Origin of the sequence: Pseudooceanicola aestuarii (assembly GCF_010614805.1) — a bacterium.
In the GTDB taxonomy this organism is placed as follows: Bacteria; Pseudomonadota; Alphaproteobacteria; order Rhodobacterales; family Rhodobacteraceae; genus Pseudooceanicola; species Pseudooceanicola aestuarii.
The window spans coordinates 659,931-686,080 of sequence record NZ_JAAFZC010000001.1 but is presented as its reverse complement, the minus strand read 5'-3'; the positions used below and the strand labels follow the sequence as shown (position 1 = coordinate 686,080).

Genomic DNA, 26,150 nt, shown 5'->3' with positions numbered 1-26,150 from the left:
GGGCGGAGACTTCGGGGGCCTTATGGACAAGCAGGACATTTTCGACACGGCCGACGCCATGGCCGATGCGGCGCGCGGGGTTATTTTGCCCCGGTTCCGCACCCCCATGCAGGCCGACAACAAGGACGCCGCAGGATACGACCCCGTGACAGAGGCGGATCGTGCGGCGGAACGGGCGATGCGGGACATTCTGGCCGCGCGTCGCCCGGATGACGCCATCCTGGGCGAGGAATACGGCGCCAGTTCCGGCACCAGCGGGCTGACATGGGTGCTGGACCCGATCGACGGCACGCGCGGTTTCGTGTCCGGAACGCCAACCTGGGGGGTGTTGATCGCCCTGTCCGACGCCGATGGCCCGATCTACGGCATCATCGATCAGCCCTATATCGGCGAACGCTTCACCGGTGGCCTGGGCCGGGCGGAGATGACCGGCCCACTGGGCACGCGCCCCTTGCAGACCCGTGCCACCCGCACCCTGGGCGACGCGGTGCTGTTCTCCACCTTTCCCGAGGTCGGCACCCCCGCCGATGCGGCGGCGTTTCGCGCCGTGGCGAGCCGGGTACAGCTGACCCGCTATGGCATGGATTGCTATGCCTACGCGCTGCTGGCGGCGGGGCAGGTGGATCTGGTGATCGAGGCGGGGTTGAACGCCTATGACATCCAGGCGCCCATCGCGGTGATCGAGGCGGCAGGCGGGATCGTCACCGACTGGCAGGGTGGGCCCGTGCATGACGGCGGGCGGGCGGTGGCGGCGGCAAATCCGCAGATCCACGCCGCGGCGCTGGACATCCTGGCCCGCCATCCGGTTGAGTGATCCCGAAGGGGGAGACCATGGCCGAACGTCTGATCCGCAACGCCGACTACCTGCTGACGATGGACGACGCCGCGACAGAGCTGCGCGGCGCCGATCTGCTGATGCGAGACGGGGTGATCGTGGCCGTGGGGCCGGCGTTGCACGCCCCCGACGCGCAGGTGATCGAGGCGCGCGGCTGCGTGGTCACGCCGGGCCTGGTGAACACGCATCACCATCTGTACCAGACCCTGACGCGGGCTGTGCCGGGGGGGCAGGATGCGCTGCTGTTCGGCTGGCTGAAGACGCTGTACCCCATCTGGGCGCGGTTCGGCCCGGAGGAGATGTTCACCTCCGCCCGGATCGGGCTGGCGGAGCTGGCGCTGTCGGGCTGCACATTGTCCTCGGATCACCTTTACCTGTATCCCAACGGCGCGCGGCTGGATGACACCATCGCCGCGGCGGCGGAGGTCGGGCTGCGGTTTCACCCCACACGCGGCGCCATGTCCATCGGCGAAAGCGCGGGCGGACTGCCCCCCGACGCGCTGGTGGAGGATGAGGCCGCGATCCTGCGTGACTGCATCCGCGTGGTCGATGCCTTTCACGATCCCGCGCCGGGGGCGATGGTGCGGGTCGGCATCGCGCCCTGCTCGCCCTTCTCCGTCAGCCGGGATCTGATGCGCGATGCCGCGCTGCTGGCCCGCGACAAGGGTGTGATGCTGCACACCCATCTGGCCGAGAATGACGAGGATGTCGCCTATTCGCTGGAAACCTTCGGCTGCCGCCCCGGCCAATACGCCGAGGATCTGGGCTGGATCGGCCCGGATGTCTGGCACGCCCATTGCGTGAAACTCGACGGGGCAGAGATCGACCTGTTCGCCCGAAGCCTGACGGGCGTGGCGCATTGCCCCTGTTCCAACTGCCGGTTGGGATCGGGCATCGCGCCGGTTCGGGCAATGGTGGATGCGGGGGTGCGTGTCGGGCTGGGCGTGGACGGATCTGCCAGCAACGACGCCGGCAATCTGATGGACGAGGCCCGGCAGGCCATGCTGTTGCAACGGGTTGCCAATGGCGCCGATGCCATGTCCGCGCGGGAGGCTTTGCGCCTGGCCACCCGTGGCGGGGCCGAGGTTCTGGGCCGCGACGATTGCGGCCAGCTGGCGCCGGGGTTCCGGGCCGACGTGGCGATCTGGGATGTTTCCGGGCTGGAAAGCGCCGGAAGCTGGGATCCGGCGGCTTTGCTCTTGGCAGGGCCACGCCGGGTGCGCGATCTTCTGGTCGAAGGGCGCCGCATCGTGGTCGACGGCGCGGTGGTCAGCTTTGACCTGCCGGCCGCGATCCGGCGGCAGGGGCAATTGGCGCAGAACCTGGCAGGGGGGTCGTGATGCGGATGCGAATTCTGGCGGGACTGTCCGCCCTGGGGCTGATCGCCGGGTTGGCGGGATGCGCCACCATGGGCGTGAGCGTGGCGCAGACCGGGCAGATCCCGGCGCCACCGTTGGAGGCGCCTGTGGCCGCCGCCGATGCGCAGGGGCTGCTGGCGGCGCTGAACGCGGCGCGCGCGGGGCAGGGGCTGTCTCCGCTGGGTTCTTCGACCCAGGCCGACGCGGCCGCGCGGCTGCATGCACGCGACATGGCGGTGCGCGGGGTGCTGACGCATGACGGCTCTGCCGGGTCGTCGGTGGGCGACCGGATGCGCGCGGCAGGGGTGAACTGGTGCTACGTGGCGGAGAACATCGCCAAGGGCCAGCCGGACGTGCAGCGCGTGGTCGCGGACTGGATGGCCAGCCCCGGCCATCGCCGCAACATCCTGTCGGAGGCCACGATTGCCGGCACGGCGGTGTCAGACGGATACTGGGTCACCACCTTCGCCCGTCCCTGCTGAGGCCCGTTGTGTGGCGTTGTCCGGCCGGTCCGGCGGTGCATCCCCGCTGTCCGCTGTGCGATGGACGGCCCGGATGAGGTGCCCCCCGCAACGGCGCCCCCGTCAGGTTCCGGGGCAAGGGCCGGGGCAGCCCCATCGCGCTCCCGCCATTCTTTCGCGCCTCCAGCAGGGCCTGCGGCGCCGCTCCGTCAGGCCACGCGGCGCCCGGCGACCCAGACGTCGCGGATGGCGCGGTCATCGCCCATCATCAACGTGGGAAAGACGGCCTCCCACAGGTCTTCGGCCCGGTCGGCGCGCTGCGCGATGGCAGGGGTGGAGGCCAGGTCCAGCACGGTTACATCCGCCTCGCTTCCCACGGCCAGGGTGCCGATCAGATCGCCCATCCCCAATGCCTGCGCCGAACCGGCGGTGGCCAGCCACAGCAGTTCCGCCGGGTGCAGGGCAGTGCCCGTCAGCTGCCCGACCTCGTAGGCCGCCGCCATCGTGCGCAACATGGAAAAGGACGATCCGCCGCCGGTATCCGTGGCCAGCCCGATCCGGTGCCCGGCGGCCATCAGCCCGGCCATGTCGAACAGCCCCGACCCGATGAAAGTGTTGGAGGTCGGGCAATGCACCAGCGCCGCGCCGACCTCGCGCAGGCGATCACGCTCGCGCGGCTCCAGGTGGATGGCATGGCCATACAGGCCGTTGCGGCCCAGCAGGCCATGCGCTTCGTAGGTGTCCAGATAGTCGCGCGCGGAGGGGAACAGCCCCCGGACCCATTCGATTTCGTCCAGCTGTTCGCTGAGATGGGTCTGCATCAGGCAATCGGGATGCGCGGCCCACAGGGCGCCCATCGCCTCCAGCTGCTCGGGGCTGGAGGTGGGAGAGAACCGCGGCGTGATCGCATAGGACAGCCGGTCCACCCCGTGCCAGCGTGCCAGCAGGGCGGCGCTGTCGTCATAGGCCGATTGCGCTGTATCGCGCAGGTCATCGGGGGCGTTGCGATCCATGCAGGTCTTGCCCGCCACGATCCGCTGCCCGCGCGCCTGCGCCGCCGTCATGATCGCATCGACCGAACCGGGGTGGATGGTGCAATAGCTGGCCACCGTGGTGGTGCCATGGGCCAGCGTCAGGTCCAGATAGCGGTTGGCGATCTCCTTTGCATGGGCGGGATCGGAAAACCGCGCCTCCTCCGGGAAGGTATAGGTGTTCAGCCAGTCGATCAGCCGTTTCCCCCAGGAGGCGATGATGCCGGTCTGGGGATAATGGACATGCGCATCGACAAAGCCGGGCAGGATCAGCCCGGCGCCGTAGTCGATCCGCCGGGCCTGCGGATGGGCGCGGGCCAGGTCATCGGCGGTGCCGCGCGCGGCGATATGGCCGTCGCGGAGCAGCAGGCCACCGTGGTCCTCCACCGTGACGGCATCGGCGCGCGGAACTTCAAAGGGGTTGGCGGTGAAGTCGACCAGGCGTCCGGTCAGAAGGGTCTCGGCGCTCATGGGGATCCTCGGGTTGCATGGCGGGGCGGGAAAAGAGGTCGGCCCACGATATCCTGACCGGCAACGGGGGTAAATCGCACGGCGGCGCATTGTCTCCGTCAAAAACCGTCCTCTATGGTCGCCTCGGAACCGAAAGGGGCAGGCATGAGCGATTCGCGGGCGGAACTGGACGACGAAACGGTGGTCGAGGACGCCGGATACACCTTGGATCGCAAGGCGGTGGCGGCGATTCTCTTCGCCGTGGACATGGGCGACCGCGCGCAGCTGATCGCCCTGATGGAGCCGCTGCACGCCGCCGACATCGCCGACCTTCTGGAACAGATCAACGCCTATGACCGGGGCAAGCTGATCCGGCTGTACGACAAGGAATTCGACGGGGAGATCCTGTCGGAACTCGACGATTCGATCCGGGAGGAGGTGATCCACCTCCTGACGCCCGAAGTGCTGGCCGATGCGGTGCGGGAACTCGACAGCGACGATGTCGTCGATCTGGTCGAATACCTGGAGGAGCCGCAGCAGGAGGCGATCCTGGATGCGCTGGAGGACAGCGACCGCGTCGCCGTCGAACAGGCGCTGTCCTACCCCGAGGAATCCGCCGGCCGCCTGATGCAGCGCGAGGTGGTCGCCACGCCCGAACACTGGACTGTCGGCCAGGCGATTGATTTCATGCGCGAACGCGAGGATCTGCCCGAGCAGTTCTATCACGTCATTCTGGTCGATCCCCGGATGAAGCCGGTGGCCCATGTCACCCTGGGCAAGCTGATGGCCTCCCCCCGCGCGACACCGTTGGTCGACCTGACAGAGCCGAGCTTTCGCACCATCCCCGCCAATCAGGACGAGGGAGAGGTGGCCTATGCCTTCAACCAGTATCATATCATCTCGGCCCCGGTGGTGGACGAGGACGACCGCCTGGTCGGCGTGATCACCATCGACGACGCGATGATCGTCCTGGGGGAAGAGCATGACGAGGACATCCTGCGCCTTGCCGGGGTGAGCGAGGAAAGCTCGCTCAACGACCGGGTGATCGACACGACGAAACGACGGTTCCCCTGGCTGGCGGTGAACCTGGTGACGGCGATCCTGGCCTCGCTGGTCATCGCGCAATTCGAAGAGACGATCGCCCAGTTCGTGGCGCTGGCCGTGCTGATGCCCATCGTTGCTTCCATGGGGGGCAATGCGGGTACCCAATCCCTGACCGTGGCGGTGCGCGCCATCGCGACCAAGGACCTGACCGGATCGAACGTCTGGCGTGTCATCGGGCGCGAGGTCACTGTGGGGTTGGTGAACGGCGTGGCCTTTGCCGTGGTGATGGGGATCATCGGCGTGGCCTGGTTCGGATCGCCCATGTTGGGCGTGGTGATCGGCACGGCGATGGTGATCAACCTGGTGATCGCAGGGTTCGCGGGTACGGTGATCCCGGTGATCCTGGACCGGCTGAAGGTCGATCCGGCGCTGGCCTCCGGCGCCTTTGTGACCACCGTTACGGATGTGGTGGGCTTCTTCGCCTTTCTCGCGCTGGCCGGGGCGCTTCTGTTGTGAGCGGCGCAGGTGATCTGGCGGCGGTAAAGACCGCCGCGCGGCAGGCGGCGTTCGACCGCCGGGCGCTGGCCCATGCGGCGGGCGGGCAGGCGGCGCCGCTGCTATCGTCCGTGCTGGCGGGCTATCGCGGGGTTCCGCTTGCGGGCTACCTGCCCATGCGGACCGAAATGTCGCCCCTGCCGGCCATGGCGGAGGCGGCGGCCCACGGCCCCGTCGGCGTACCGGTGATGGAGGGCGCCGGGCGGCCCCTGCGCTTTGCCCTGTGGGAAGAAGGCTGCCGCCTGATCCCCGGCCCCTTCGGCACGCAATTGCCCGATCCCTGCGACTGGATGGTGCCGGAGATCCTGATCGTGCCGCTGGTGGCCTTTGACCGGCAGTTCAACCGCCTGGGCTATGGCGGCGGGTTCTATGATCGCACGCTTGAGGGGCTGCGTGCCCGGGGTCCGGTGCTGGCCATCGGGCTGGCCCACGCCGCGCAGGAGGCGGAGGCCCTGCCCCTGGAACCCACCGACCAGCCGCTGAACATGATCGTGACAGAACGCGAAGTCCTGACCCCCGTTCCGTGATACCCTGCACGTGTCGCCCCCGGTTTCCAACCGCCAAAGGATCGCCAAATGGCCGAGAACAAGACACGCCCCACCCCGATCGATCCGCGCGATTTCATCGCTACGGTGGAGAACGGCACCCGGCGCCGGGACGCGCTGGCGTTGCTGGACCTCTTTGCCGAGGTGACAGGCTGGCCGCCGCGACTGTGGGGGGACAGCATCATAGGCTTCGGGCGCTACCACTACCGCTATGACAGCGGGCGGGAGGGTGATTTTCTGGCCACCGGATTTTCCCCGCGCAAAGCGGCGCAATCAATCTACATCATGCCGGGCTACGGCGATTTCGCGCCGCTGCTGGACCGGTTGGGGCCGCATCGGACAGGGAAATCCTGTCTCTACATCACGCAATTGGCGCGGGTGGACACCGATGTGCTGCGCCAGCTGATCGCCGCCGGGCTGGAGCGGCTGCGCGGGATCTACCCGGTGCATGCGCAATAGCTGCCGAACCTGCGCCCCCATCCGGCCAGGAGGCGCCGAATGCCGCGCCGGGGCCTTCCCTTTCGCGACGGCGCGCCTATCTGCCAGACAGCCGCCACCCCGGCGGCGGATGGGCGGATCACGGATATGCGGCTCTTTACCTGTACCTGCGGCAACACGCTGTTTTTCGACAATACCGCTTGCACGGCCTGCGGGCGGCGCACCGGCTGGTGCCAGTCCTGCGCCGCCGTCACCGCGCTGGAGCCTGCGGGCGATCACTGGATCTGCCAGGGCACCAAGACCGGCGGCGCGTGCGGCGCGCGGGTGGCGCTGTGCCGCAATTACGCCCAGCACGATGTCTGCAACCGCACCGTCCCGGCGGGGCACGGGGCGTTCTGCGATTGCTGCCGCTACAACGAGACGGTCCCGGACCTGACCGTCCCCGGCAACCGCGCGCGCTGGGCCCGGCTGGAGGCGGCGAAACGGCGGCTGTTCCACACGCTGGATCAGCTGGGCCTGCCCTACGGCGCGGAGGGCGAGGGGGTCAGCCCGCCGCTGTCCTTTGCCTTCATGGGGGACCGGATGGCGGCACAGGGCCTGTGGCGCCCGGTGGGCGAGGCGGAGCGGGTCTATACCGGCCATGCCGACGGGTTGATCACCATCAATATCGCGGAGGCCGACGCCGCCGAACGCGAATCCCTGCGGGTCGACCTTGGCGAGGCGCATCGAACCCTGATCGGTCATTTCCGCCATGAGATCGGGCATTATTACTGGGATGTGCTGATCAAGGGCCGGCCAGAGGCCGAGGCGGAGTTCGCCGCGCTTTTCGGCGATCCGCAGAATCCGCCCTACGGCGAGGCGCTGGAACGCCATTACCGCGATGGTCCACCCCCCGGCTGGGAGGGGGGCTATGTCTCAGCCTATGCGACGATGCATCCGTGGGAGGATTGGGCAGAAACCTGGGCGCTGTATCTCGATATCGTGTCGGTGCTGGACACGGCGGCGAACCTGGGTCTGATCCACCCCGAACCCGATGCGGAGACCGATGTGATGGTGCGCCGCTATCAGACCCTCGGCCTGGTCCTGAACGAGCTGAACCGGGAGATGGGCTTGCTGGATTTCGTGCCCGAGGTCATCACCCCTGCCATCGCCGGGAAACTGGCTCATGTGCGGGCCACCATCGCCCGTGGGCCCGGCGCAACGCCATGACCCGCGCCGCAACGCATGATCGCCCCGCGCGGCCTGCCGGCACCGAGGCCCCGCACCGAGGGGCTCGCGCGTATCCCCCGCGCGGCCCGATTTCTGGACAAAGCCCCGCGCTTGTGCCATGCGGCGGCTCAACAGGAGATCCCTCATGACCGTGACCCGTTTCGCCCCGTCGCCCACCGGATACATCCACGTCGGCAACCTGCGCACCGCGCTGATGAACTACCTGATCGCCCGCAAGTCCGGCGGCACCTTCATCCTGCGCATCGACGATACGGACCCGGAACGGTCCAAGGAAGAATACGTCGACGCGATCAAGGAAGATCTGGACTGGCTGGGCCTGCATTGGGACCGGGTGGAGCGGCAGTCCGAACGGCTGGACCGCTACGCCGAAGCCGCGCAAACCCTGCGCGAGATGGGGCGGTTCTACGAATGTTTCGAAACCCCGACCGAACTGGACCTGAAGCGCAAGAAGCAGCTGAACATGGGTCGCCCGCCGGTCTACGACCGCGCCGCGCTGGACCTGCCCGAAGCCGAAAAGGACCGCCTGCGCGCCGAACGCGGCCAGGGCCATTGGCGGTTCAAGCTGGACCAGGAACGGATCGAATGGACCGACGGCATCCTGGGCGATATCTCCATCGACGCGGCCTCTGTCTCTGACCCGGTGCTGATCCGGGGAGACGGGCAGGTGCTTTATACCCTCGCCTCCGTGGTGGATGACACGGAGATGGGCGTGACGGACGTGGTGCGCGGCTCCGACCACGTGACCAACACGGCGACGCAGATCCAGATGATCCGCGCCCTGGGGGGCACGCCCCCCGCCTTTGCCCACCATTCGCTGCTGACCGGCCCGCAGGGAGAGGCGCTGTCGAAACGGCTGGGCACCCTGTCGATCCGCGATCTGCGCGCGCGTGGCGTGGCGCCGATGGCGCTGCTGAGCCTGATGGCGCGGCTGGGATCCTCGCAACCGGTGGAGCTGCGCGCCTCGGTCGCGGAGCTGGTGGACGGGTTCGATATCTCGCAATTCGGCTCGGCCCCCACGAAGTTCGACGAACGCGACCTGTTCCCGCTGACCGCGCGGGTGCTGCAAGGCCTGTCGCTGGACGCCGTGCGCCCCCGCATCGACGCCGCCGGCGTGCCCGCCGACAAGGCCGAAGTCTTCTGGCTGGTGGTGCGGGACAACATCACCACTATCGACGAGGTCGACGGCTGGTGGAAGCTCTTCTCCGAAGGGGCCGAGCCGGTGATCGACCCCGACGATGCCGAATTCGTCGCCCAGGCCATGGCGCTGCTGCCTGAGGGGCCGCATGACGCGGACACCTGGGGCAAGTGGACGGCCGAGGTGAAGGCCGCGACCGGCCGCAAGGGCAAGGGCCTGTTCATGCCGCTGCGCAAGGCCCTGACCGGCCGCGCCCACGGGCCGGACATGTCGCAGGTGTTGCCGCTGCTTCAGGTGATCCGCGCGCGCGGCTGACAGGGCGACGCTGCGACAGGGGGCGCCCGTGCCGGGCGCTGCCCGCTGCGCGGCGGTATTTGGCGCCCGAAGGGGGTGGGGTTACGCCCTGCGGCATGGGCCGGATCTACCGGATCTAGGTGAACGTCGGCGGCCCTGTTGCTCGACTGCACCTCCAAGGGTCTTTCCCCCTATCGCCTGTCCCTTCGCTCAGGGCAGCGCGTTCAGCCCCATCCGGTGCAGTTCTCCATCCACAAAGGCGGTCTCAGCTGTGCTGAGCCGTTGCGCACGGGGATAGAGCGGCGCGGCCCTGTCGTCGCGGATCCCGCCCCAGCCGTCGGTGGTGTCAAAGAAGCGGCGGGCGCCGTCCTCTCCGAATTCGCGCAGGTAGCCCTGCACCACCACGTCCAGATAGGACAGCAGCACCGGGCGCGGGGCGGGGGCGGCGGGGTGTTTTGTCTCCGGGATCGAATAGATCGAAACGGCGGGGGACAGGCCGGTCTCGTGCAGGACGCTGTCCCCGGCCAGCAGCCGGTCGTAATCGACCTCGCGTTCGTCCAGTACCGCCCAGTCGCCTCCGGGCACGGCGGCGATCAGCCCGTCGATCTGCACCCCCGGCGCGGGCACGGCGGTCAGGATCGCCACGTCGCGCCCGGCCGTGTGCCGCCAGGTCCGCCGCCAGCCCTGCGCGCGGGCGGGATGGGCCTGTGCATAGCTGTGGGTGGCGCGGTTCACGAGGCTGCCATAGCCAAAGAAATGCGGGTCGGTGATCACGATATCCTCCTGCGATTGACGCAGATCAAACCCCGAACGGCACCGAAGGGCAATAAATGCCGAAGCGGAAAGCGGGATTGCGGGATGCGTCTGACCAAACGAACAAACCTGGCGCTGCGGGTGCTGATGTATTGCGCCGTGCATGACGACCGGCTGGTGACCAAGGCGGAGATCGCGGCCATCTGCAATACCTCCGAGAACCACCTGGCGCAGGTGATCCACCATCTGGCGCAGCTGGGGTTCCTGCACACGCAGCGCGGGCGGCGCGGTGGCATGACCCTGGGCCGCCCGGCCGAGGGCATCCGCGTCGGTGCGGTGTTCCGCCAGTTCGAAGGGGCGCTGCCCGTGGCGGAATGTTTCGACCAGACCACCAACACCTGCCCATTGGTCGCGGGGTGCCGCCTGCGCCGTGCCATCGCCCGCGCGGCGGAGGCCTTCTATGCCGCGCTGGACGACGTGACGCTGGATGCGCTGGTCTGCGGCAATGTCGCCCTGGCAGAGATCATGACGCCGCCGGACTGCTCTGGCGCGATGGATGTGGCGGACAGGGCGCCCGCGCCCGAGACCGAGATCGAGACCGCCCCGGCGCCGGACACCGCCGCCCTGCCGCGCATCTGAGCCCTTGCCAGACGCGGGGGGAGCCGCTATGCCCCCCGCATCGGATCGGGAGAACCGGCTTTGCCGGTGCCGAAGGAGCAACCGCCCCGGAAACTCTCAGGCCCAAGGGACCGACCGACCAAAGAACTCTGGAGAGTGGCCCCCGGGCCCGCCGAAGGGATAGCGATCTCAGGCCGAAGGACAGAGGGGGCATCGTGGCGCAGGCTGGTTCTGCGCGTGACTGATGCCCGGCATTCCGCCGGACAGGACCGGGAGGGTTCCGATGGCCGAACAGAGCGATCTGCAACATTTGCCGCTGCATGACCTGCATGTCGAACTGGGTGCGAAGATGGTGCCCTTTGCGGGCTATGCCATGCCGGTGCAATATCCCGCCGGGGTGATGAAGGAACATTTGCACACCCGTGCCCACGCCGGGCTGTTCGACGTGTCCCACATGGGCCAGGTCAGCGTCACCGGAGGCGATTGGGCCACGCTGGCGGGCGGGTTCGAACGGCTGGTTCCTGCCGATATCCTGGGGCTGAAGGAGGGGCGGCAACGCTACGCCCTGTTCACCGATCCTTCGGGCGGTATCCTGGACGACCTGATGGTGGTGAACCGCGGCGACAGCCTGTTTGCCGTGGTCAACGCCGCCTGCAAGTCCGCCGATCTGGCCCATATGACCGCATCCCTGCCCGAGCTGACGGTGAGCGAGATCACCGATCGTTGTCTGCTGGCGCTGCAAGGGCCGGAGGCGGAAGCCGCGCTGGCCGCGCTCAACCCCGAGGTGGCCGAGATGCGGTTCATGGACATGCGCGTTGTGACGCTGGCAGGGGTGGAATGCTGGATCACCCGCTCGGGCTATACCGGGGAGGACGGCTTCGAGATCTCCGTCCCCGCCGAGGCCGCGCCCGCCCTGGCCCGCCGCCTGCTGGAGGACGCCCGCGTCCTGCCCTGCGGTCTGGGCGCCCGCGACAGCCTGCGGCTGGAGGCCGGGCTGTGCCTTTACGGTCATGACATGGACACCGCCACCACCCCGGTGGAGGCTGCGCTGCACTGGTCCATCCAGAAGGTCCGTCGCACCGATGGCGCCCGCGAAGGCGGCTTCCCCGGTGCGGATCGTATCCTGCCTCAGTTGACGCAGGGCGCCGACCGCCTGCGTGTCGGCCTTCGCCCTGAGGGCCGCGCGCCCATGCGCGAGGGCGTGCAATTGTTCGAGACCGAGACCGCCGAATCTCCCATCGGCACCATCACCTCCGGCGCCTTCGGGCCCAGTGTTCAGGCGCCGGTCGCCATGGGCTATGTCCCCACTGCGCTTGCCATGGCCGGAACCGATCTATTTGCCGAACTCAGGGGCAAGCGTCTGCCGGTGCGCGTTGACAGCCTGCCCTTCGTGCCTGCCAACTTCAAACGCTGACACCAACGCCGGAGAGATCCCGATGAAATTCACCGAAGAACACGAATGGCTGCGCCCCGAAGACGACCTGATCGTCGTGGGCATCACCGAACACGCCGCCGAACAGCTGGGCGATATCGTCTTTGTCGAACTGCCCGAGGTCGGGACCGAGGTCAGCAAGGACGATGAATGCGTCGTGATCGAAAGCGTCAAGGCCGCCTCCGACATCCTGGCGCCGCTGGACGGGGAGATCGTGGAAGTCAACGACCCGCTGGTCGATGATCCCGGCAAGGTCGGCGAAGACCCGATGGGCGAGGCCTGGTTCTTCAAGATCAAGCCCTCGGACCCGTCCCAGATGGACGATTACATGTCCGAGGCAGAGTACAACAAGATGATCGGCTAGGGCCGATCCGGCGCGGCGGCCGGCCCTCTCCCGCTGCCGCGCCCCCTGAACTTCCCGACCAGCCGCGTTGCCCAAGGAGGCGTCATGCCCTTCTCTCCCACGTCCTACGATCCCTATGATTTCGCCAACCGTCGTCACATCGGCCCCTCGCCTGAGGAAATGGCGCAGATGCTGGAGGCCGTGGGTGCCGACAGTCTGGAGGCGCTGATCGACGACACCGTGCCGCAGGCGATCCGCCAGCAGGCCGCGCTGGATTTCGGCGCGGCCCTGTCGGAGAAGGAGCTTCTGGAGAAACTGCGCGGCGTGGCCCGCAAGAACAAGGTGATGACCAGCCTGATCGGGCAAGGTTACCACGACACGATCACCCCCCCGGCGATCAAGCGCAACATCCTGGAAAACCCCGCCTGGTACACCGCCTACACGCCCTATCAGCCGGAAATCTCGCAGGGCCGGCTGGAGGCGTTGCTGAACTACCAGACGATGATCACCGATCTGACCGGGTTGGACATCGCCAATGCCTCCCTTCTGGACGAGGCGACGGCCGCCGCCGAGGCGATGACCATGGCGGAGCGCGCCTCGAAGTCCAAGGCGCGCGCCTTCTTCGTGGACGAGGCCTGCCATCCGCAGAACATCGACGTGATCCGCACCCGGGCAGAGCCGCTGGGAATCGAGATCATCGTCGGCCGCCCCTCCGAGCTGGAGGCCGAGAAGGTGTTCGGCGCGATCTTCCAATATCCTGGAACCAACGGCGTCCTCCGTGATTTCGCCCCCCAGATGGAGGCGCTGCATGGTGCCCGCGCCCTGGGCATCGTGATCGCAGATCCCATGGCGCTGTGCCTGCTGAAGGAGCCGGGCGCGATGGGGGCCGACATCGCCGTCGGCTCCACCCAGCGGTTCGGCGTGCCGCTGGGCTATGGCGGGCCCCATGCCGCCTACATGGCCTGCCGCGACGCGCTGAAACGGTCGATGCCGGGGCGGATCGTCGGCGTGTCGATCGACGCGCGCGGCAACCGCGCCTATCGGCTGGCCCTGCAAACCCGTGAACAGCACATCCGCCGGGAAAAGGCCACGTCGAACGTCTGCACCGCGCAGGCGCTGCTGGCGGTGATGGCCTCGATGTATGCCGTCTTCCACGGGCCCAAGGGGCTGAAAGCCATCGCGCAACGCATCCACGCCCGCACCGTCACCATGGCCGAGGGGTTGCGCGAGGCGGGGTTCGATGTCTTCCCGAAGAAGGTCTTCGATACCGTCACGGTGGAGGTCGGGCCGTTCCAGGCCGCGATCCTGAAATCCGCCCGCGAAGAGGGGATCAACCTGCGCCAGGTCGGAGAGACCCGCATCGGCATCGCGCTGGACGAATGCACCACGCCCGAGGTCATCGCCGGCATCTGGCGCGCCTTCGGCATCACCGACCGCGCGGTGGGTGCCCTGGACCGTCATGACCTGCCGGAGGCGCTGCTGCGCCACTCCAGCTACATGGATCACGACATCTTCCATATGAACCGCGCCGAGACGGAGATGATGCGTTACATGCGCCGTCTGGCGGATCGCGATCTGGCGCTGGACCGGGCGATGATCCCGCTGGGTTCCTGCACGATGAAGCTGAACGCCGCCGTGGAGATGGAGGCGATCTCCTGGCCCGAATTCTCCGCCCTGCACCCCTTCGCCCCCGAGGATCAGGCCCAGGGCTATGCTCAGCTGCTGGGCGACCTGTCGGCCAAGCTGTGCGACATCACCGGCTATGACGATTTCTCCATGCAGCCCAATTCCGGCGCGCAGGGGGAATATGCCGGGCTGCTGACCATCGGTCGCTATCACGCCGCGCGCGGCGAGGGCGGGCGCAACGTCTGCCTCATCCCCACCTCCGCCCACGGGACCAACCCGGCCTCGGCCCAGATGGTCGGCTGGAAGGTGGTGCCGGTGAAGTCGATGAACAACGGCGATATCGACCTTGACGATTTCCGCGCCAAGGCCGAGGCCCACGCCGATGCGCTGGCCGCCTGCATGATCACCTATCCCTCGACCCATGGTGTCTTCGAGGAGACGGTGAAACAGGTTTGCGAGATCACCCATGCCAATGGCGGGCAGGTCTATATCGACGGCGCCAACCTGAATGCCATGGTGGGCCTGTCGCGCCCCGGCGATCTGGGCGGCGACGTCAGCCACCTGAACCTGCACAAGACCTTCTGCATCCCCCATGGCGGGGGCGGTCCCGGCATGGGCCCCATCGGGGTCAAGGCGCATCTGGTGCCGCATCTGCCCGGCCACGTCGCCCGCGGCGGCACTGGCGCGGTGTCGGCGGCGCCTTTCGGCTCCCCCTCCATCCTGCCGATCTCCTGGGCCTATTGCCTGCTGATGGGCGGCGAGGGGCTGACCCAGGCCACCCGCCTGGCGATCCTGAACGGCAATTACATCGCCGCCCGGCTCAAGGGCGCCTATGACGTGCTCTACAAGGGGCCGACGGGGCGCGTGGCGCATGAATGCATCCTCGACACCCGTCCCTTCGCCGAGGTCGGGGTGACGGTGGACGACATCGCCAAACGGCTGGTGGATTGCGGCTTCCACGCGCCCACCATGTCCTGGCCCATCGCCGGCACGTTGATGGTCGAACCCACGGAAAGCGAAACCAAGGCCGAGCTGGACCGCTTCTGCGACGCGATGCTCGCCATCCGGGCCGAAATCGCGGAGATCGAGGCCGGAACCATCGCGGCCGATGCCTCGCCCCTGAAACACGCGCCCCACACGGTGGAAGATCTGGTGGGCGACTGGGACCGCGCCTATGCCCGCGAACAGGGCTGCTTCCCCCCCGGGGCCTTCCGGGTGGACAAGTACTGGCCGCCGGTCAACCGCGTGGACAACGCCTGGGGGGATCGCAACCTGACCTGCACCTGCCCGCCGATGTCCGATTACGCGGAGGCGGCGGAATAAGGCGCGCCGCCCGCCCCCTTCGGGCCGAAATACCGCAAGGGGTGAATTGAGCGCAGCTCAAGAGGGGGACAGCGTCCCCCTCTCTTCGGGTCAGACCGCGGTGGCCGCAGACCGCAGACCCGGTTCCGATCCCGCGCAGATCAGGCCCCGCACCGGTGCCGGGCTGTCGCTGGTCCTGTTCAATCCGCGCTGCGCAGCACCCGCGCGGGACGGGCCGCCAGGGGCCGCCAGGCGAACAGCAGACCGGCGGCGAGGTTGGCGGCCAGCCCGCCCAGCACCACGGCCAGCGCATTCGGCCAGATCACCTCGAATTTCGTCTCCATGACGAAATGCATCACGGCCCAGCCGCCCGCGATGCCCGCCCCGATGGCGACCACACCAGCCGCCGCGCCCAGCAGGGCCGCGCGCAGGGCAAGGCTGGACAGGATGCGCCCGCGCGTGGCGCCCAGGGTCTTCAGCACGGCGGCCTCGTACATCCGGTCCCGCTCCCCGGACAGGGCGGCGCCGATCAGCACCAGGAACCCGGTCAGCAGCGTCGCCGCCGCGCCATAGGAGGTCGCCGCGGCGATCCCGGTCAGCAATTCGCTGACCCGCCCGATGGCATCGCCCACCCGGATCAGCGTGATGTTGGGAAAGGCCCGGCCCAGGTCGCGCAGCAGATCGGCCTCGGCCTCCGGATCGGCATAGATGGAGGCGATGAACGTATGCGGCGCCCCCTCCAGGGCAGCGGCATTCATCACCGTGACGAACCCCATCCCCGCGCCAGAGAAATCGACCTCGCGAAAGCTGGTCAGGGTGGCGGTGATGTCCCGTCCCAGGATGTTCATCGTGATCTCGTCGCCCAGGGACAGGCCCATCTCGGCGCCTTCCTCGGCGGCGAAACTGATCTGCGGGGCGCCGGTGTACCCTTCGGGCCACCATTCCCCCGCCGTCACGGTGGTGTTCTCCGGCACGGCATCGGCATAGCTGGCGCCGCGATCGCCGCGCAGCACCCAATGATCGCCCGCCACCTCGCGGGCGGGTTGGCCGTTGATCTGCGTGATCACGCCGCGCAGCATCGGAGCCCGGTCCACCCGATCGACAGCCGGGTCACCTTCCACCCGGTCAAGAAATGCGGGCATCTGGTCCTTCTGGATATCGACCACGAAGAACGCCGGTGCCCGGTCCGGCAGGTCGCGGGTGATGGCGGCGCGCAGATTGCCGTCGATCTGGCCGACGGCGGCCAGCACCGACAGCCCCAGCCCCAGCGACAGAACCACCGGCAGCGCCTCGCTGCGCGGCCCGGCGATGGCGGCCACGGCCCACCGCAATGGCGGCATCCCGCGTGCGCGCCGGGCCAGGCGACCGGTCAGGCGTCGGATGCCCACCCCCGCCGCCGCCAGCAGGATCAGCGCAAAGCCGATACCGCCCGCTGTCCACAGCGTCAGCGCGGCAGAGCCGCTGAACCCCACGGCCACCGCCAGCAACAGCGCCAGCAGCGCTGCCGTGACCACCAGGTAGCGCCGCGCCGGCAGCAGCGGCCCGGCGGCGCCTGCATCGCGGAACAGGGTGGCGGCGCGGATCTCGTCGGTGCGCGACAGCGGCCACAAGGTGAAGATCAGCGCGGTCAGCGCGCCATAGATCGCCGCTTCGGCCAGCGGTGCGGGATACAGGCCGAAGACCGCCGGGATCGGCAGCTGCGCGGTGATCACCGGGGCCAGCAGCAGTGGCACCGCAGCGCCCAGCAGCAGACCGATGGCGATGCCCAGCAGGGCCAGCGCGCCGATCTGCAGGAAATAGGTCAGGAAGATAACCCGCCGCTCCGCGCCCAGGGTGCGCAGCGTGGCGATCACCGAGGTCTTGGCCGCCAGGTAGGCGCGCACCGCCGCCGACACGCCGACACCGCCAACCGCCAGACCCGACAGGCCGACCAGGATCAGAAACGCGCTCAGCCGTTCGACGAAACTGGCGATGCCCGGCGCGCCGTTGCGGCTGTCGCGCCAGCGGATGCCGCTTTCCGCGAAACGGTCGCGCGCGGCGGCTTCCAGCGCGGGCAGATCGGCGGCGGGGGGCAAGAGCAGGCGGTAATTCGTGTCAAAAAGCGTTCCGGCCGCCAGCAGGCCGGACCCGTCCAGCCCCGCCCGTGCCACCAATGTGCGCGGCCCGAGGGAGAAACCCGCGGCGGCGCTGTCCGGCTCCCGCTTCAGCGCGGCGGTCAGGCGCAGGGGATGGCCGCCCAGCTCGAACCGGTCTCCGATGTCCAGCCCCAGCCGGGCGATCAGCACCGGGTCCATGACCGCGCCCGCCACGCCGTCGCGCGACGCCAGCGCCGTGGCCAGCGGTTGCGCCGGGTCCAGCACGACGTCGCCGACCAGCGGATAGGCGTCATCGACGGCCTTCACCTGGGTCAGGGCGCGATCCTCGCCGACAACCGCCATGGAGCGGAAATCGGCGATCTCGGACACCGCCTCGGCACGATCCTCCATCCAGGCGCGTTCGTCCTCGGTGGCGAAGCGGTATGTCAGCTCGATCTCCGCATCGCCGCCCAGCAGGGCCGCGCCCTCGGCGGCCAGGCCCGCGTCGATGGCGCTGCGCACACTGCCCACGCCGGCGATGGCGGCCACGCCCAGGGCCAGGCAGGCGACCAGGATGCGGAACCCTGACAGCCCGCCGCGCAATTCCCGTGCGGCCAGCCGGGCGGCGATGGCCGCGTCGCGGCGCAGGCTCATGTCGCGGCCTCCCGGGGCGTGGCCTCCGCCCGATCCTGCGGGGCGACATGGCCGTCGCGCAGGTGCACCACCCGGTCGCAGCGCGTGGCCAGGTCATCGGCATGGGTGACCAGGATCAGCGTGGCGCCGTGGCGGTCGCGCAGACCGAACAGCAAGTCGATGATCGCCGCGCCGTTGCTGCCGTCCAGGTTGCCGGTCGGCTCGTCCGCCAACAGGATCTCGGGGCGGGGCGCACAGGCGCGGGCCAGGGCGACGCGCTGCTGTTCGCCGCCCGACATCTGCGAGGGGTAATGATCGGCGCGATGCGACAGGCCCACCGCCTCCAGCTCGGCCGCGGCGCGGTCGAAGGCGTCGCGATGGCCGGCCAGTTCCAGCGGCGTGGCGACATTTTCCAGCGCGGTCATCGTGGGAATCAGGTGGAAGGATTGGAAGACCACCCCCATATGTTCCCTGCGAAACCGGGCCAGCGCATCCTCGGACATCGCGGTCAGATCCTGCCCCAGTGCAATGATCTGTCCGCCCGTGGCACGTTCCAGCCCACCCATGAGCATGAGGAGAGACGATTTGCCCGATCCGCTTGGCCCCACCAGCCCGAGAGTTTCGCCCTTTGCGACATCAAGGTCGATCCCGTGGAGGATCTCCACCCGGCCCGCATTGCCATCAAGGGCCAGCCGGGCCCCGCTGAGAGAGAGTACATTGTGCGTCATGGCGGCCTTTTCCGGGGTCTGGTCCAGGGTGTCATATGGGGGCCGAGCGATTGCCCGCAAGGCACGGTCCGGCATTCTTGGCCCGCTGGCAGGGGTGGCGCTGCTGGCGGCGGCGCCGGTCACGGCCCAGGACACGGCCCAGGACACGGCCCGGAATACGGCAGGCGATGCGGCCCGGACGCGGATCCTGGCACTGGGCGACAGCCTGACCCAGGGCTATGGCCTGGCGCCCGAGGACGGGCTGGTGCCGCAGTTGCAAGCCTGGCTGGAGGCGCGCGGCCACGACGTGCGGATCATCAATGGAGGCGTTTCGGGTGACACCACGGCCGGTGGGCTGGCACGGGTGGAATGGTCGCTGTCCGATGATGTGGACGCGATGATCGTGGCTCTGGGCGGCAATGACGTGCTGCGCGGGCTGGACCCGGCGCAGACCCGCGCCAACCTGGACGGCATCCTGAAGGCCGGGGCGGGGCGCGATCTTCCGATGATGCTGGTGGGCCTGCCCGCCGCAGGCAATTTCGGCGCGGTCTACAAGGCGGAGTTCGAGGCGATCTTTCCCGAACTGGCCGCGAAACATGACACCTTGCTGGTGCCCAGCATCTTTGCCGGGCTGGGCGATCCCTCGGACCCGACGGCGCTGCGTGGCCTGATGCAGGACGACGGCATCCACCCCAACGCGCAGGGCGTCACCCGCATCGTCAAGGCCCTGGGCCCCGAGGTCGAGGCCCTGATCCTTCGGGCGGAGGCGGATCCGGCAGGCTGAGGGTGACAGCGGCCTCGCCCGGTCCTAGCCGTCGGCGCGGCGCTGGCCGCCACGCAGGGCCTTCCAGGCAAAGACGGGCAGGCGCCGCAGGGTGGCGCGGGTCATTTCCGGATACTCGATCTCGCCGGCCAGCAGGCGGAAGTAGAGATGGCGCAGCGTCCCCGACCCCCGGAATGCCCGCACGAAGGCGCCGCGCAGCGGTCGGGAGAAGATCAGCACCCGGATCGCCCGTGCTTGTCGCAACGACCGATGGATCGGGCGCAATTCCGCACGGTAGCGCGGCAAGGCGCTGTCCGGTGCGCGCGCGGCGATGGCGGCCACGGCGGAGCGTGCCGCCAACTGGCCCGAGCGCATGGCAAAGGCGATGCCCTCACCGGTGATCGGATCGACCAGCCCGGCCGCATCCCCGGCCAGCAACACCTTGCCGCGCCCCGGCACCCGGCGGAAATCGCCGAAGGGCAGGAACTGACCCTTGCTGGCCATCGCCGGGTCATGGCCCAGCAGCGCCAGGTAGTCGCCCATGGCGGATTTCATGTCCGCATTGCGCGCCAGCACACCGCCCACCCCGATGGTGGAACTTCCACGTTTGGGGAAATGCCAGCCATAGCCCCATTCGGCGGCGCCGAAATCAATGCGCAGCGGCGCGGCGGTATTGTCGCCCTTTGGCGGGGCCTCGACCTCCAGCCCGAACCCGATCCGGGCGCGGTTGAAACTCTCCCCGAACAGGGCCCGCGCCACCTGGCTGTTGGCGCCATCGGCCCCGATCAGCAGGGCGGCGGTCAGACTGCGCCCGGATTTCAGCGTGAGGGCCGGGGCCTCCGTGTCGATCGCGGCGATGGGTTGACCGGTAAGATCGGTGGCCCCGGCCTCCAGCGCCAGGGCGACCATGTGCCGGTCCAGCTCGCGGCGCATGGTCAGGTGCATCGGCGGGATGTCCCGGATCAACCCCAGGTCCTGGCCATGCGCGGCAAAGCGGACGTCGGTCTTTGTCTCCAGAATGGCACGGGGCGGAGCGGCGCCGAAGATGCGGCGGTAATACCGCAGGCTGCGCCCGGTAAAGCCGCCGCCGCACAGTTTCTCGCGCGGGAACCGGTACCGATCCACCAGCGCCACCCGCAACCCGGCCCGCGCGACCGTGATCGCGGCAGCCGCCCCCGCCGGGCCGGCGCCCAGCACGATCACGTCAAAGGCATCCTTCATCCGGCGGGCTTCCCGTCAAAGAAGAACCGGCGGATATCGTCCCACAACCGGTTCGAAGTGATGAACAACAGGTGGCCCTGACCGTCGTAGATATAGAATTTCTCGGCCGCGACCTTGCCCGCGAACCGGCGTGTCCGGTCGACGGAGAACACGGAATCGGCCCCGCCGTGGAAAAAACCGATGCGCACGTCGGACAGCTGTTCGGGGTGTTGCAGGCGCCAGTACAGCAGATCCGCAGTATGGGCCATCGTCAGCTTTTGCGCCGGGGTGGTCAGGCGCGGGCGTGAGGTCTTTGCCAACTGGGCGCTGCGGGCGGCCTGTTCACGGTTGGCGTAATGGTCGCGACCGTACAGCAGGGTACGGTAATTCTCTGCCCAGGCGTCGGCCATCGACTTGCCATCGGCCCGCAGCAGGGCCGTCACCACGTCGCGGAACCCCTTGAGTGAAGCGACGATCGCCGCCGGGCTGTCGGAGGCCGAAGAGAGCATGGCGATGGAGATATCGCGGGTCTTCAGGTGCTTGGCCGCTTCCAGCGCGACGGGGCCGCCGGTGGAATAGCCGATCATGTAGACCTCCTGCGCGTCGATCCGGTTCAACGTGTCGGCGATCAGCTGGCCGGCCAGTTCGATGTCGACGCGGTGGTCCAGTTCCAGCCCGTCCATGCCGGGATAGCGATAGGCGATGACGGCGCTGTCGGGTTCCTGCCAATTCAGCACAGGACGGAAAATCCCGACGGAGGCCAGAGCACCGGGGATCACCACGATGGCCTTCTGCACGCCCTGATGGACTTTGCCGTCGTCCAGCATGGGAAAGCTGGCCGCCTCTTGCGGGGGCGGCAAGGCGGTGCAGGCGGCAACGAGCAGCAAGAGGATCAGGCGGGCGTAGGGCAGGAACATCCGTCGGTGCTTTGGACTGGGGCCGGTGGTCCCTGCGACCTTAGCCGCTGTGGGTCCGGGGGAAAACCGAAACCGACGGGCGCGCGCGCGACGCGGCACCGCGGGGTATGGTGACGGCCCGGCCCCCGGCAGCATGGGGGCGGGCCGTACCTGAGGGGCGGGGCCGGCCAGTGCGGCCGGCCATTGTTTGGCTACAGGACGGTGACCTTGGTGCCGATCGGAACCTGGTTGTACAGCGCGATCACGTGGTCGTTGACCATGCGGAAGCAACCGCTGGAGGCCGCGCGCCCGATGGAGGACGGGGCGGTCGTGCCGTGGATGCGGATATAGGTGTCCTTGTCTCCCTCGTAGAGGTAAAGCGCCCGCGCGCCCAACGGATTGCCCGGGCCGCCGGGCATCCGCTCGCGGTTGCCCTTGAACTTGCCGTAATCGCGGGGGTTGCGGTCGATCATGTCGTCGGTCGGGCGCCATGTGGGCCATTCGACCTTGCGTTTGATCGTGGCGGTGCCGGTCCAGCCCAGACCGGGCTGCGCGACCGCGATGCCATAGCGCATGGCGACGCCGGGTTCGACGATGTGGTACAGGAAGTAGGATCGCGGCAGGATCACGATCTGACCGGGCTGATAGGCCGGGCTGAAGGTCACGCGGGTCGGCATGAAGATCTGGTCGACAGCCTGCGCGTCGCGCGGCAGGAACGGCAGGGCGGTTGCCGCAAGGGCGGAGGCCATGAAAGAACGGCGGGTCGGCATTGGCAGCACTCCATTTGGCAGAGGTGAGGCGGTATTTTGCCACCTCGTTGCTGCATTGTAACGACAGGCCGGCAGGGAACGTTCCGCCTGAGCCGGCGAAGTGTGGCATCCGTGCCGCTATTTCCGCTCACATTTGCGTCAGGATCGCCGGGCGTTCTGGATTCGCCCGGTGCGGTATGCCGGGCGCGGTCCGGTCCGGCAGGCGGAGGGCGCTCACGTAGCCGCGGCCACTGCCAGATCGGCCATCGCCCGGATCGCGTCGCGGCTTTGGGCCACGGCGATGAACCGCGCATTGTGACAGAACTTCGCGCCCGCCACGCCGGAGGCCTCCTCAAGCGCGGCGTCTGTCAGGCCCGCCCAGCTTTCGGGCAGGTCTGCACGGCTTTCGAAGGTATCGCCGCTTTTGCGGATGGTGGTGAGGGTCCAGTCGTCCTGGCGCGGGTGGATCACGAACAGCAGGTGGTCGGCGCCTGCCTTCTCAACGGCGGAGCGGAAGGGCATCCCCATGGGCAATTCCAGCACCTGCCCGTCGCCCGCCGCCGCGATGGCGGCCGTCACCATCGCCTCGGCCCGGCGTTTGGCCGCGCGCTTGGCGATCGCGGCCTCTATGAAGGCGCGTGCCACCGGCAGCGCGGCGGCAAAGGCATCGTCATCCGCCGTATCGCCGCGCGCGTCGAAGGCCGGTTTCAGCGATTCCAGCAGCACCGGCAGCGTCATCCCCGCCAGCGGCCCCGCGACAGAGGGCTCCAGCGCCCCGTTGTCCATCAGGTCGATCGGCAGGACAAAGCCCTGGTCGAAGGCCTCGTGGATATCTTCCAGGTCGGATTCGGGCACGTTCAGCGCGTGCAGGTAATCGCGGCCGTAGTGCCGCCAGATCAACCCGAAGGAGCTGTAGGGTCGGCCGTCCTCGCGCAGGGGGTTGGGGCGTTGGTGGTGGTCGAAGATCCGTGCCGCCGCGTCGTAGTCACGCCCGACGTCAAAGATGATCCGGCCTTCTCCCGGCGTGATCCATGCCGCATCCCGTGATCGCACCAGCGCGGCCTCAGGGTACAGTCGGGTCAGAATGACCGCGGAAAGCAGCTCATCCGCGTGAAAGCCACCGGAATGGGTGACGAGGTGGGTCATGGTCATCTTTGGCACTCTGTCAGGTCTGGACCGGCCCCGGCGGATAACCGTGATCCGCTGCGGCCCGTGGGGGTCGCCGTACCTTGCCACGAAACGCGCCGGGGGGCCAAGGTGCCGACCGCCGCCCGCGACACTTGATGCATGGCCACGGAGAAAATGTCCCTATCCCTGTCCCTATCCCTGTCTCGGTTGCGGGCCAGCGCCAGCCCTGGGGATCGCGCCGGTGGGCCTTCCGGGGCGGGTGCTAGTAGACGGCGGCGTAGGCGGCGCAGGCCTCGTCCATGGACCGGCTGGACAATTCGTCCAGCTCGCCGCGTTTATGGGCGATGTAGACCTCGCGGAACCCCTCGGGCAGCCAGCCCTGCACCACCTCTTCCGCGGCCAGTCGGTCCAGCGCGGCCTCCAGTGATTGGGGCAGCCGTTCGATCCCGCGATCGGCCAGGGCCTCGGGGGATAGCAGGGACAGGTCTTCCTGCGTGGCGGGCGGGGCGGTCAGCCCCTCGTCGATGCCCTGGCATCCGGCATGGAGCAGCATCGCCAGCACCAGATGCGGCGCTGCGGCGGCATCGGCGGCGCGGTATTCCAGGTTGAACTGGCGGGCGATCCTGTCCGGGTCGGTCGCGGCGACCGGGCAGATCCGCAGCGACGATTCGCGGTCCCTGTCCCCCAGGTTGTTGTAGGCCGCGCTCCACCGATGCGGGGTCAGGCGCAGATAGGAGACCCGGGATGGCGCGGTGAAGGCCAGTATGGCGGGCATGTATTTCAGAATCCCCGCGGCGAAAGCTGAGGTGACAGGCGCCAGCCCGTCCTGCCCCGCCGCGTCCCAGGTACAGGGCTGCCCCTGCGCATCGACAAAGCTGAAATGAACATGCACGCCATTGCCGACCCCGGCCGCGTCGCGGATCGGGGTGAAGGTCGCGCGCTCCCCTTCGTCGGCGGCGATCAGTTTCACGATCTCGCGCAGCATCGTCGCCTGGTCGGCGGCGGTCAGGGCATCGGTCGGGTCGATGGTCAGTTCGTATTGCCCGGCGCCGAATTCCCGCAAAAAGGTGTCGGGCTGCATCCCCGCCGCGCGCAGCGCCGCCATCACCCGTTCGCCCAATCGCCGCCCGACGGAGAACCCCGCCAGGCTGAAGGCATCGCCCGGTGTCGCGTCATGATCGAGCAGCTGGAATTCATGTTCGAACGTCGCGATGGCCCGGACCCCGGCGACCCGTTCCAGCCGCGCGATGGCGCCTTTGAGCAGCGACCGCGTACAGCAGGCCCACGGCGTGCCGTCCAGCGTGGTGATGTCGCCCAGCATCACCCGTTCGACCCGATCGCTCAGCGGCAGCTCCAGCTGTGTGGCGGCGTCGGGCATCAACAGCAGATCCCCGAGAGAGCCAAAGGGCCCCTCCGCGATGCCGTCGAAACAGGAGATCATGACGTTGGTCGGGGTCCAGCCCACGCCTTTTTCCAGACGCTTGTCGAGCGCGGAGAGAGGGAACCCCTTGCCCCGGACCTTGCCGGCGATATCGCAGGTCGCCGCAAACACGAGGGGGTCGCTCATGTCTCCGGCCCGGAGGGCGGCATCAGGGTCTGCCGGTACTCGTCCCATTGTTCGATCCTTTGTTTGGCTTGGTTCCAGTCGCTTTCGGCGACACGGGTCATGATGGCTTCCATGACGGACAGCGCGCCGGCGTAGCTGTCCCAGAAGGTCCCGTTCTCGATCGGGACGGCCAGGACTTCGTGGGCGTGGCGGGCGATCGGGGAAATCCACTTGTCGGTGATCAGGACGATCCGGCAGCCGCGTTTGGACGACGTCATCGCCGCCAGCCGTTCCAGGTTCACCTGGTAGCGGCGGAAATCGACGATCAGCAGGATATCGGATTTCCGCATCCCCGTGACATAGCCGGGCCAGGTTTCGGGGTCGGCGGGCAGGTGGTGCACCTTGGGCCGGAACTGGCGCAGGTGGCGGAACATGTATTGCGCCAACCCGTCCGATACGCGCCCGCCGATCATGTAAAGTCCCGGCCCCGGTTCGGAGAGCAGCTTGCACACCCGCGTGAACTGCGCATCCGAAATTGTGGTCGCGACCTCGGCCATCAACATTTCGGCGCGGCGCATGAATTCGGCGAACCAGGCCTCTTCAAAGGGTTTTTGCGTGGCCATCAGCTGGATCGGGGATTTCTGCCCCTCCTTCAGCTCGCCGATCAGGGCCTGCTGAAACGCCTGGTAGCCGGAATAGCCCAACTTGCTGACAAAGCGGGAGACAGTGGGCCCGGAGGATTGCGCGGTCTTCGCCAGGTCCTGGATCGATTGCAGCCCCGCAAAGGGATAGTCGGACAAAAGCACCGAGGCGAGCGTGCGCTCCGCCGGGGTGAAGGTTTCCGTAAGCTGCTCAATTTTCTCGCGAACTTGCATGGAGGCTATCCATGCATTCGGAATGAAATGTGTCAACATTAAAAAAATCATTGACTCTGAAAGTATTCTATCAATCCTCGGGAGGCGAAGGCGATGCGGAAAAATTGCCCGCTCGCAAGGAAAAAGAA

The 26,150-nt window shown here is 68.2% G+C and carries 23 protein-coding genes and 2 riboswitches; of the genes, 13 read left to right on the top strand and 10 right to left on the bottom strand.

Annotated elements, in window-relative coordinates; translation table 11 throughout:
* Positions 1 to 22 precede the first annotated feature (22 nt).
* From hisN to G5A46_RS03130, 3 genes are read left to right on the top strand one after another with little or no spacing between them, the layout of a single operon-like run.
* Positions 23 to 814, top strand: a complete 792-nt coding sequence (gene hisN, locus G5A46_RS03140; protein WP_163847239.1) for a histidinol-phosphatase — start codon at positions 23 to 25, stop codon at positions 812 to 814.
* Between the two features lie 17 nt (positions 815 to 831).
* A complete protein-coding gene (locus G5A46_RS03135; protein ID WP_163847237.1) occupies positions 832 to 2,175 on the top strand; it encodes an 8-oxoguanine deaminase in 1,344 nt (447 codons plus the stop codon).
* Positions 2,175 to 2,675: a CAP domain-containing protein gene (locus G5A46_RS03130; protein WP_239520591.1), complete on the top strand. Its 501-nt coding sequence runs from the start codon at positions 2,175 to 2,177 to the stop codon at positions 2,673 to 2,675. Before G5A46_RS03135 ends, G5A46_RS03130 begins: the two co-directional genes overlap by 1 nt.
* A gap of 188 nt (positions 2,676 to 2,863) precedes the next feature.
* Here the strand turns inward: G5A46_RS03130 and guaD are convergent, their stop codons facing one another.
* Entirely contained in the window at positions 2,864 to 4,156 is a 1,293-nt protein-coding gene (gene guaD, locus G5A46_RS03125) for a guanine deaminase (protein WP_163847235.1), read from the bottom strand.
* 144 nt (positions 4,157 to 4,300) lie between these two features.
* On the opposite strand from guaD, the gene mgtE reads away from it, so the two are divergent.
* The 5 genes from mgtE to gltX all read left to right on the top strand — a co-directional run bounded on the left by mgtE (position 4,301) and on the right by gltX (position 9,397).
* Complete coding sequence (gene mgtE, locus G5A46_RS03120) at positions 4,301 to 5,695, top strand: magnesium transporter (protein ID WP_163847232.1); 1,395 nt, start codon at positions 4,301 to 4,303, stop codon at positions 5,693 to 5,695.
* Positions 5,692 to 6,261, top strand: a complete 570-nt coding sequence (locus G5A46_RS03115) for a 5-formyltetrahydrofolate cyclo-ligase (protein ID WP_239520589.1) — start codon at positions 5,692 to 5,694, stop codon at positions 6,259 to 6,261. The genes mgtE and G5A46_RS03115 overlap by 4 nt, the downstream gene beginning before the upstream one ends.
* Before the next feature lie 48 nt (positions 6,262 to 6,309).
* Positions 6,310 to 6,738, top strand: coding sequence for a DUF1801 domain-containing protein (locus G5A46_RS03110; RefSeq protein WP_163847230.1), 429 nt, complete (start codon positions 6,310 to 6,312; stop codon positions 6,736 to 6,738).
* 39 nt (positions 6,739 to 6,777) lie between these two features.
* A complete protein-coding gene (locus G5A46_RS03105) occupies positions 6,778 to 7,926 on the top strand; it encodes a zinc-binding metallopeptidase family protein (protein WP_204318681.1) in 1,149 nt (382 codons plus the stop codon).
* A 145-nt stretch (positions 7,927 to 8,071) separates the two neighbouring features.
* Positions 8,072 to 9,397 carry a glutamate--tRNA ligase gene (gltX, locus tag G5A46_RS03100; RefSeq protein ID WP_163847229.1) on the top strand — a complete coding sequence of 442 codons (1,326 nt, stop codon included), beginning with the start codon at positions 8,072 to 8,074 and terminating at the stop codon, positions 9,395 to 9,397.
* A gap of 189 nt (positions 9,398 to 9,586) precedes the next feature.
* Here the strand turns inward: gltX and G5A46_RS03095 are convergent, their stop codons facing one another.
* Entirely contained in the window at positions 9,587 to 10,150 is a 564-nt protein-coding gene (locus tag G5A46_RS03095; protein ID WP_338050021.1) for a gamma-glutamylcyclotransferase family protein, read from the bottom strand.
* Positions 10,151 to 10,234: 84 nt separating this feature from the next.
* Here G5A46_RS03095 and G5A46_RS03090 point away from each other — a divergent pair, with 84 nt between their 5' ends.
* The 4 genes from G5A46_RS03090 (at position 10,235) to gcvP (ending at position 15,471) form a co-directional block, all read left to right on the top strand.
* The gene (locus G5A46_RS03090) at positions 10,235 to 10,768 is read left to right on the top strand and encodes an RrF2 family transcriptional regulator (RefSeq protein WP_163847227.1); all 534 of its coding nucleotides are present in this window, start codon (positions 10,235 to 10,237) and stop codon (positions 10,766 to 10,768) included.
* Between the two features lie 36 nt (positions 10,769 to 10,804).
* Positions 10,805 to 10,891: riboswitch (glycine riboswitch) on the top strand.
* A gap of 3 nt (positions 10,892 to 10,894) precedes the next feature.
* Positions 10,895 to 10,954, top strand: a riboswitch (glycine riboswitch).
* A 76-nt stretch (positions 10,955 to 11,030) separates the two neighbouring features.
* Positions 11,031 to 12,161: a glycine cleavage system aminomethyltransferase GcvT gene (gcvT, locus tag G5A46_RS03085; protein WP_163847225.1), complete on the top strand. Its 1,131-nt coding sequence runs from the start codon at positions 11,031 to 11,033 to the stop codon at positions 12,159 to 12,161.
* 22 nt (positions 12,162 to 12,183) lie between these two features.
* The gene (gcvH, locus tag G5A46_RS03080) at positions 12,184 to 12,543 is read left to right on the top strand and encodes a glycine cleavage system protein GcvH (RefSeq protein WP_163847223.1); all 360 of its coding nucleotides are present in this window, start codon (positions 12,184 to 12,186) and stop codon (positions 12,541 to 12,543) included.
* Positions 12,544 to 12,627: 84 nt separating this feature from the next.
* Positions 12,628 to 15,471, top strand: a complete 2,844-nt coding sequence (gcvP, locus tag G5A46_RS03075; RefSeq protein ID WP_163847221.1) for an aminomethyl-transferring glycine dehydrogenase — start codon at positions 12,628 to 12,630, stop codon at positions 15,469 to 15,471.
* 179 nt (positions 15,472 to 15,650) lie between these two features.
* Here gcvP and G5A46_RS03070 read toward each other — a convergent pair whose 3' ends face one another.
* Both G5A46_RS03070 and G5A46_RS03065 read right to left on the bottom strand, forming a co-directional pair.
* Entirely contained in the window at positions 15,651 to 18,179 is a 2,529-nt protein-coding gene (locus G5A46_RS03070) for an ABC transporter permease (protein WP_163847219.1), read from the bottom strand.
* The gene (locus G5A46_RS03065) at positions 18,176 to 18,886 is read right to left on the bottom strand and encodes an ABC transporter ATP-binding protein (RefSeq protein ID WP_163847217.1); all 711 of its coding nucleotides are present in this window, start codon (positions 18,884 to 18,886) and stop codon (positions 18,176 to 18,178) included. Before G5A46_RS03065 ends, G5A46_RS03070 begins: the two co-directional genes overlap by 4 nt.
* Here G5A46_RS03065 and G5A46_RS03060 point away from each other — a divergent pair.
* Positions 18,885 to 19,649, top strand: a complete 765-nt coding sequence (locus G5A46_RS03060) for an arylesterase (protein WP_163847215.1) — start codon at positions 18,885 to 18,887, stop codon at positions 19,647 to 19,649. The two genes, G5A46_RS03065 and G5A46_RS03060, sit on opposite strands and share 2 nt — an antisense overlap.
* A gap of 24 nt (positions 19,650 to 19,673) precedes the next feature.
* Here G5A46_RS03060 and G5A46_RS03055 read toward each other — a convergent pair whose 3' ends face one another.
* From G5A46_RS03055 to G5A46_RS03030, 6 genes are all read right to left on the bottom strand, one after another.
* Positions 19,674 to 20,849 carry a geranylgeranyl reductase family protein gene (locus G5A46_RS03055; RefSeq protein WP_163847213.1) on the bottom strand — a complete coding sequence of 392 codons (1,176 nt, stop codon included), beginning with the start codon at positions 20,847 to 20,849 and terminating at the stop codon, positions 19,674 to 19,676.
* The gene (locus G5A46_RS03050; RefSeq protein WP_163847211.1) at positions 20,846 to 21,745 is read right to left on the bottom strand and encodes an alpha/beta fold hydrolase; all 900 of its coding nucleotides are present in this window, start codon (positions 21,743 to 21,745) and stop codon (positions 20,846 to 20,848) included. Before G5A46_RS03050 ends, G5A46_RS03055 begins: the two co-directional genes overlap by 4 nt.
* A gap of 191 nt (positions 21,746 to 21,936) precedes the next feature.
* Positions 21,937 to 22,494: a L,D-transpeptidase gene (locus tag G5A46_RS03045; protein WP_163847209.1), complete on the bottom strand. Its 558-nt coding sequence runs from the start codon at positions 22,492 to 22,494 to the stop codon at positions 21,937 to 21,939.
* 213 nt (positions 22,495 to 22,707) lie between these two features.
* Positions 22,708 to 23,625, bottom strand: coding sequence for an MYG1 family protein (locus G5A46_RS03040; RefSeq protein ID WP_163847206.1), 918 nt, complete (start codon positions 23,623 to 23,625; stop codon positions 22,708 to 22,710).
* 238 nt (positions 23,626 to 23,863) lie between these two features.
* Positions 23,864 to 25,168, bottom strand: a complete 1,305-nt coding sequence (locus tag G5A46_RS03035) for a glutamine synthetase family protein (protein ID WP_163847204.1) — start codon at positions 25,166 to 25,168, stop codon at positions 23,864 to 23,866.
* Positions 25,165 to 26,022: a MurR/RpiR family transcriptional regulator gene (locus G5A46_RS03030; RefSeq protein WP_163847203.1), complete on the bottom strand. Its 858-nt coding sequence runs from the start codon at positions 26,020 to 26,022 to the stop codon at positions 25,165 to 25,167. Before G5A46_RS03030 ends, G5A46_RS03035 begins: the two co-directional genes overlap by 4 nt.
* Positions 26,023 to 26,150 lie beyond the last annotated feature (128 nt).

What these genes read in the sequence shown, in the direction of transcription:
- hisN (WP_163847239.1), top strand. Translation starts at nt 23, where the DNA reads ATGGACAAGCAGGACATTTTCGACACGGCCGACGCCATGGCCGATGCG.
- G5A46_RS03135 (WP_163847237.1), top strand. Translation starts at nt 832, where the DNA reads ATGGCCGAACGTCTGATCCGCAACGCCGACTACCTGCTGACGATGGAC.
- G5A46_RS03130 (WP_239520591.1), top strand. Translation starts at nt 2,175, where the DNA reads ATGCGGATGCGAATTCTGGCGGGACTGTCCGCCCTGGGGCTGATCGCC.
- guaD (WP_163847235.1), bottom strand. Translation starts at nt 4,156, where the DNA reads ATGAGCGCCGAGACCCTTCTGACCGGACGCCTGGTCGACTTCACCGCC.
- mgtE (WP_163847232.1), top strand. Translation starts at nt 4,301, where the DNA reads ATGAGCGATTCGCGGGCGGAACTGGACGACGAAACGGTGGTCGAGGAC.
- G5A46_RS03110 (WP_163847230.1), top strand. Translation starts at nt 6,310, where the DNA reads ATGGCCGAGAACAAGACACGCCCCACCCCGATCGATCCGCGCGATTTC.
- G5A46_RS03105 (WP_204318681.1), top strand. Translation starts at nt 6,778, where the DNA reads ATGCCGCGCCGGGGCCTTCCCTTTCGCGACGGCGCGCCTATCTGCCAG.
- gltX (WP_163847229.1), top strand. Translation starts at nt 8,072, where the DNA reads ATGACCGTGACCCGTTTCGCCCCGTCGCCCACCGGATACATCCACGTC.
- G5A46_RS03090 (WP_163847227.1), top strand. Translation starts at nt 10,235, where the DNA reads ATGCGTCTGACCAAACGAACAAACCTGGCGCTGCGGGTGCTGATGTAT.
- gcvT (WP_163847225.1), top strand. Translation starts at nt 11,031, where the DNA reads ATGGCCGAACAGAGCGATCTGCAACATTTGCCGCTGCATGACCTGCAT.
- gcvH (WP_163847223.1), top strand. Translation starts at nt 12,184, where the DNA reads ATGAAATTCACCGAAGAACACGAATGGCTGCGCCCCGAAGACGACCTG.
- gcvP (WP_163847221.1), top strand. Translation starts at nt 12,628, where the DNA reads ATGCCCTTCTCTCCCACGTCCTACGATCCCTATGATTTCGCCAACCGT.
- G5A46_RS03070 (WP_163847219.1), bottom strand. Translation starts at nt 18,179, where the DNA reads ATGAGCCTGCGCCGCGACGCGGCCATCGCCGCCCGGCTGGCCGCACGG.
- G5A46_RS03060 (WP_163847215.1), top strand. Translation starts at nt 18,885, where the DNA reads ATGGCGGCCTTTTCCGGGGTCTGGTCCAGGGTGTCATATGGGGGCCGA.
- G5A46_RS03065 (WP_163847217.1), bottom strand. Translation starts at nt 18,886, where the DNA reads ATGACGCACAATGTACTCTCTCTCAGCGGGGCCCGGCTGGCCCTTGAT.
- G5A46_RS03055 (WP_163847213.1), bottom strand. Translation starts at nt 20,849, where the DNA reads ATGAAGGATGCCTTTGACGTGATCGTGCTGGGCGCCGGCCCGGCGGGG.
- G5A46_RS03050 (WP_163847211.1), bottom strand. Translation starts at nt 21,745, where the DNA reads ATGTTCCTGCCCTACGCCCGCCTGATCCTCTTGCTGCTCGTTGCCGCC.
- G5A46_RS03045 (WP_163847209.1), bottom strand. Translation starts at nt 22,494, where the DNA reads ATGCCGACCCGCCGTTCTTTCATGGCCTCCGCCCTTGCGGCAACCGCC.
- G5A46_RS03040 (WP_163847206.1), bottom strand. Translation starts at nt 23,625, where the DNA reads ATGACCATGACCCACCTCGTCACCCATTCCGGTGGCTTTCACGCGGAT.
- G5A46_RS03035 (WP_163847204.1), bottom strand. Translation starts at nt 25,168, where the DNA reads ATGAGCGACCCCCTCGTGTTTGCGGCGACCTGCGATATCGCCGGCAAG.
- G5A46_RS03030 (WP_163847203.1), bottom strand. Translation starts at nt 26,022, where the DNA reads ATGCAAGTTCGCGAGAAAATTGAGCAGCTTACGGAAACCTTCACCCCG.